We start from the raw sequence: 3954 nt of genomic DNA, 5'->3' as shown, positions 1-3954 counted from the left end.
GTGGTACATGGGCGCGGCCGCCGTCGTGTCCGTCATCATCGGCGGCGTTCGGATGGCGTGGGAACAGCGCGCCGAGCCCGGCAAGGAGACGGTCAAGAGTCTGTTGACTCTGATCGTCGTGGCGGGTGCCGGCGTGACTATCGTCGGGCTGCTCGTGTCGGCGTTCGACTCGTTCTCCGTGTGGATTCTCAACGGGGCGCTGAACTGCGACGTCGGCACGGATACGGCGTGCTTCGGCAACAACATCGCGACCCTGCTCGCCCTGACGACGAACCCGGCGACGGGTGGCCTCGGCGCTCTGCTCATCATCATCCTGGGGCTGATCGCGATCCTCGCGACGGCCTTCCAAATCGTGCTGATGATCGCGCGCGGCGGCATGCTCGTCATCCTGACGGGCATCCTCCCGCTGTCCGCGGCGGCCACCAACACCGAAATGGGTAAGGGCTGGTTCAAGAAGAACGTCGGGTGGCTCGTGGCGTTCATCCTCTACAAGCCCGCCGCCGCGATCGTCTACGCCGCGGCGTTCCAGCTCGCGGGAACGAACGTGTTCCAGGACGACGGGACCGGCTTCATCGCCGTTCTCACGGGCCTGATCCTGATGGTGCTCGCGCTGTTCGCGATGCCCGCCCTGATGCGGTTCGTGACCCCTCTCGTGGGGGCCATGTCGGCCGGTGCCGGCGGCGCTCTCGGCGTGGCCGCTCTCGCCGCCCTCCCCACAGGCGCGGCCTCGATGGGTCGCCTGGCGACCGGTTCCGGCGGCGGCTCATCCGGCGGTTCGGGCTCGACCGGCTCGCCGGGCTCTACGGGCTCCACTGGCCCGTCGGGAGCGAACGGCGGCGGTCAGTCTGCCCCGCAAGCCGCGCAGGCCTCTAGCGCCGCGGGTGGCGGCACGGGCGCAGCGGCGGCATCCCCCGCTGCGGCCGGTGGCGGCACGGGCGCAGCGGCGGCATCTGCCGGTGGAGGCGCGGCCGCGGGCGGCGCTGCACGGTCAAAAGTGATTCGTGCAGACCATCCTTAGGGTGCCGCTCCAAAAAAAGCATCTATTAGGCAACTATAACCTCATCCTTCACAATGATACGTCCATTTTTAATTACGCATAGTCTTTTTGCTTGGTCGATTATTGCCCATTGTGGTGACAACGAATTTAATACAACAAGATCGGCCTTTTTACCAACTTCTATCCCATAGTTCTTTTCAATTCCTAAAACTCTAGCACCCTCTGACGTTATCATTTTCCAAATTAGTCCCAAATCTCTGTTTGTCTTTAACTCTAATCTCTGAGTTTCGATCAGAGCCCCTTGTACCATATCACCGTTGCCAAAGGGAACCCAAAAATCTCTGATATTGTCCGAAGCACAGCCAAGATTGATGCCAGCTTCAAGCAGCTTTATCACCGGCATAGTAGGCGGTGTACTACTAAAACAGGTAACAAATTTCATACCCGAATCCTTGTACAATGGGATTGCCTCATCGAGCCATTCGGACGGAGCATCTGCAAAACACCAGGCATGACTCGTAGTTACTCTACCCTTATACCCATTTTCAATTGTCTTTTGGGCAAGACGATTTATCGAATATACTCCAACAGTTCCAATATCATGTATGTGATAGTCGATATCAACATCGTATTCCTTTGCTAATTTAAAGCATAGGTCTAAAGAACCCTCAACATTATTTTCCCGCGTAGCAGGATCAACTCCCCCAACTAAATCACAGCCCATATCCAAGGATTTTCTAATCAATGATTCAGATTCCAAATCAACGAAAAATCCACTCTGTGCAAAGGCTACGACTTGTATATCGATAAGATCCTTTAACTCTTCCTTGGCTTCTAAAACTGCTTCCACTGCTTTTGTTTTAGCAACTGAATCTACATCTACATGGGTCCGGGTGTATAAAGTCCCATGGAGTACCTGCATGTGAGCATGTTCTATCACATGTCTTTTTATTTCTTCGTGGGTAGCATTTTTATAATATTTCAAGCCATCCTCGATGGCAGCATCGATGGCAGCATCCCTTGTATAAGGTCTGCTCCAAAACTTCGGTAATCTTTCACCTGTGCTCGTAAATGACTTATCCATATGGGTATGTGCATCGACAAATCCGGGAGACACAAGGTTACCCTTTGCATCAATTTCGTCTTTTACGGTTCCTTCAATTTTAGCTTCTATTTTGATTATTCTGTCACCAACAATCCCAATATCATATACACTGTCTTTTTCACTTAGATAGGCGTTTCTAATGATTAAATCAAAATCTTTACTCATTTTTATCCTCATTTTTTAAACTAGGACTTGTAACTTCGAGCCTTCTTTTTGGTAGATTTAAACTAACTTTTTAGGTTCGGGAATAATAATCGTACCAGCTTCCCCTTTTAAGGCCCGTCCAATTTATTCCGGAGAGGTAATAATCGACTTATGGCCTCCGTTTTCAACAAACAATAAAGCTGCTTCCATTTTTGGTCCCATGCTGCCTGGCGGAAAGTGGCCCTCTTGTTGATACCTACGCCCTTCGCTGACTGTAATCGTATCTAGTTCCTTTTGTGACTCCTTTCCATAGTTAATTGCGACATGACTCACCCCTGTAAGTATTACAAAGGTTTCAGCTCCTACGTCCCTGGCTAGTTGTTGGCCGGCTAAGTCTTTGTCAATAACTGCTTCAACCCCCGTATAGTTCCCATTGTCATCTAGGTAAACGGGAATTCCCCCTCCTCCGGCGGCAATAACTACTGTTCCTCCTTCCAACAAATAATGGATCGCCTCTTTCTCCAAAATTTCTAATGGAAGGGGTGAGGGAACTACCCGCCGCCATCCACGCCCACTGTCTTCTATCATTACATAACCTTTTTCCGCAGTAATGTTTTTTGCTTCATTTTCACTGTAGAAAGGTCCAACCGGCTTTGTGGGATTTTGAAAGGCAGGATCAGCTATATCTACCTTGACCCTTGTAACTACTGTAACTACCGGTATCTGGGCTTTATCTTTTACTAATACATTTGTCAGCTCCTGTTGAATGGCATAACCTAAGGAACCTTGGGTATTAGAAACACAAACATCTAGAGGCATAGCCGGTACAATTGATTTGCTTAGTTCATTTTTAATTAAAATATTACCTACCTGTGGGCCGTTCCCATGAGTTAACACGAGGTGGTACCCATTTTTTATCAAATCAACAAGGTTAGAACACATTTCTTTGATATTAACCACCTGTTCCTGAAAAGTACCCTTCTGGTTCTCTTTTGTAATGGCATTACCCCCAAAAGCTATGACAATACTTTTTCCCATTTAACTACCCCGTTATTTTTAATTTTTGCAGCTATTTTACATATTCTTGGACAAAAGCCGATAGAGCTTTGTTAAAGCAGGCTTTAGGGGGATTTACAAGGCCAGCCCCTATTTGCCCTACCCCAGGTTCTTTATGAGCTATCCCTGTATTTATTTGCGGTAAAATTCCAACTTCAATAACTTTTCTGAGGTCAATCCCGGTAGCACTACCTCGGAAATTAAACTGAGGAATATTAAAGAATTTATGCTCGTCCAAAGTTATCTCATACATACGGTTAGAACAGCTAAAAGCATCTTCTACGGAGCCCCCGACAAACTGGGTAATAGCTGGAGCCGCCGCCATGGCAAATCCTCCTATCCCGGCCGTTTCGGTGATAGCACTATCACCAATGTCCGGATTGGCGTCTTCTTCGGTAAACCCTGGGAAAATGAGGCCCTTAACCATTTCAGCGGGAGCTGTAAACCATCTGGTTCCTAAACCACTTATCCGAATTCCAAATTCTGTCCCGTTTCGTGCCATGGTTGTAACCATTGTACTATAAGACGGATAGGAAATTCAACCGCATGAGGCCAAGTATGGCACGAGTTTTGGGCCTCGAAACACGTTCGGCCAAGGAAGGTTGAGCGCTCGCTTGCCGCTCAATGGCAAGAGCTTGGGAGGCAGTATGCA

General features: G+C 49.2%; 4 protein-coding genes. 1 reads left to right on the top strand and 3 read right to left on the bottom strand.

Annotated elements, in window-relative coordinates; translation table 11 throughout:
- On the top strand, positions 1-1018 hold a 1018-nt coding region (locus tag ACWRN3_RS22760; protein ID WP_476742017.1), incomplete at its 5' end, for a TrbL/VirB6 family protein.
- Positions 1019-1043: 25 nt separating this feature from the next.
- On the opposite strand, the gene atzC is transcribed toward ACWRN3_RS22760, so the two are convergent.
- The 3 genes from atzC to ACWRN3_RS22745 all read right to left on the bottom strand — a co-directional run bounded on the left by atzC (position 1044) and on the right by ACWRN3_RS22745 (position 3804).
- Complete coding sequence (gene atzC / locus ACWRN3_RS22755) at positions 1044-2267, bottom strand: N-isopropylammelide isopropyl amidohydrolase (RefSeq protein ID WP_011776997.1); 1224 nt, start codon at positions 2265-2267, stop codon at positions 1044-1046.
- Between the two features lie 123 nt (positions 2268-2390).
- Positions 2391-3284 carry a carbamate kinase gene (arcC, locus tag ACWRN3_RS22750; protein ID WP_011776998.1) on the bottom strand — a complete coding sequence of 298 codons (894 nt, stop codon included), beginning with the start codon at positions 3282-3284 and terminating at the stop codon, positions 2391-2393.
- A 31-nt stretch (positions 3285-3315) separates the two neighbouring features.
- Entirely contained in the window at positions 3316-3804 is a 489-nt protein-coding gene (locus ACWRN3_RS22745; RefSeq protein WP_231941995.1) for an oxamate carbamoyltransferase subunit AllG family protein, read from the bottom strand.
- Positions 3805-3954 lie beyond the last annotated feature (150 nt).

It is taken from the genome of Pseudarthrobacter sp. rb (genome assembly GCF_056389225.1).
This window is presented reverse-complemented; position numbering and strand designations above follow the sequence as displayed.